Source organism: Halomonas sp. AOP7-B1-5, assembly GCF_052353045.1.
Taxonomy (GTDB): domain Bacteria; phylum Pseudomonadota; class Gammaproteobacteria; order Pseudomonadales; family Halomonadaceae; genus Vreelandella; species Vreelandella colorata.
In genome coordinates this window covers 1-1,794 of the sequence record NZ_JBQTDC010000097.1, presented here as the reverse complement: position 1 = coordinate 1,794, position 1,794 = coordinate 1, and the positions used below count along the sequence as shown (strand labels likewise).

At 62.2% G+C, this 1,794-nt stretch carries 1 protein-coding gene; it reads right to left on the bottom strand.

Annotated features, from left to right (window positions below):
• A partial coding sequence (locus ACT3XD_RS19505; RefSeq protein WP_444280694.1) for an FAD-linked oxidase C-terminal domain-containing protein occupies positions 1–1,794 on the bottom strand: 1,794 nt, incomplete at both ends.

Below are 1,794 nucleotides of genomic sequence, written 5' to 3'. Positions count from 1 at the left end.
GGTGTTCACCCGGGTGGCCAGCCACTCCTGAAGCATTAAGACGTCAGGCACGGCGTCGGCCCCCAGCGCTTTAACGTATTCCTGGCGGTAGGTCAGGGTCATTGCCGGGTCGATGCCCACCATGGGCACCTCAAACTCATTTAAGACGCGCAGCCGCTTGGCCTGCTTTTCTGCGGTACGTTCAAAGGCGCCTAAAAAGCCTTGCACATGCAGCGGCTTGCCGTTGGCGCTATACGGCATCACGAACACGCGCAGGTTGAGGCGTGAGAGCAGTTCGATCACGTCCATGACCAGCTTGGCTTCAAAGTGCGTGGTGAAGGCATCCTGGACTAAAATCACGCTCTGGGCGCGCTGCTGCTCGGTGAGCAAGGCCAGTGACGTCGGCGTGGCTTCCGCCACGCCCCAGGCCCGTAGCTGCTTTTTCACACTGGCGCGGGAGAGCAGCGGGGAATCGCTCATGCCCACGCTACGGCGCAGCAGCGTTTCCATCCAGCGCTGGCCCATCAAGGCATTATACAGCGGCGCTGCCCTGGCAAGCGTGGGCAGCATGAATTCCGTGCCGCCGATCACGTAGTCACGCAGCGGACGTAAATAGCGCCCGTGGTAGACCTCCAGGAACTGTGAACGAAACTGTGGCACGTTCACCTTGATGGGGCACTGGCCCGCGCAGGATTTACACGCCAGGCATCCGGCCATGGCGTCATACACCTGGTGGGAGTAGTCGTGATGCTGCTGGCGGCTGAGCGTATTGGCAACCCGCTGGGGGAAGTGCTTGATAAACCCCCAGGTGCGCTCGGCTTTCTTCTTGCGTGACTCTTCCACCACGTCAATGCCCGCCTGGGACTGCAGGCGCAGCCATTCACGGATCAGACTGGCACGCCCCTTGGGGGAATGGCGGCGATCACGGGTAGCCTTCCACGAGGGGCACATGGGGTCGTCAACATCGTAGTTGTAGCAGGCGCCGTTGCCGTTGCAGTACACCGCCGCGTCATAGGCCTGCCAGGCGCGCTCGTCGATGGTGCGGTCCAACTGACCGCGCATGGGCACCGCATCAATGGCCAGCAGGTTCGGGTCGCTGTCTTTCGCGATCAGCGCGCTGTCCTCTGCCGGTGAAGCGATCTTGCCGGGGTTGAGCTGGTTATGCGGGTCAAACGCCGCTTTGACCCGCTGTAAGCTGGGGTAGAGTGCGCCAAAAAATTTAGGCGCATACTCAGAACGCACGCCTTTACCGTGCTCGCCCCATAACAGTCCGCCGTACTTTTGGGTCAGGGCGGCCACCTCATCGGAAATTTCCCGAATCAGCGCTTCCTGGGCCGGGTCTTTCATATCCAACGCGGGGCGTACATGCAGCACCCCGGCATCGACGTGGCCGAACATGCCGTAAGCAAGCCCACGGGCGTCCAGCGCAGCGCGGAACTCACCGATAAACTCGGCCAAGTGCTCCGGCGGTACGGCGGTGTCTTCGACAAACGGCAGCGGGCGTTTTTCACCCTGGACATTGCCTAACAGACCGACCGAGCGCTTGCGCATCCCGTACACGGCGCCGATCTGCTCACGGCCTTCGGCCAAGGTGTACCCCAGCCGGGTGACCGTTGTGTCCTGGGCCAGATGCTGGGTAAAGGCCTGCACCTGCTCGGCCACGGCCTTGGGGTCGTCACCGCTAAACTCGACCAGGTTGATGCCGCGAATCGGCGCCTCTGGCGTGGCGGGGAAGAACTCAGCCACGCTGTCCCAGACGAAGTCCTCCATGGCCAGCGTCAGCACCGTATCGTCGATGGTCTCGATCGAGATGGG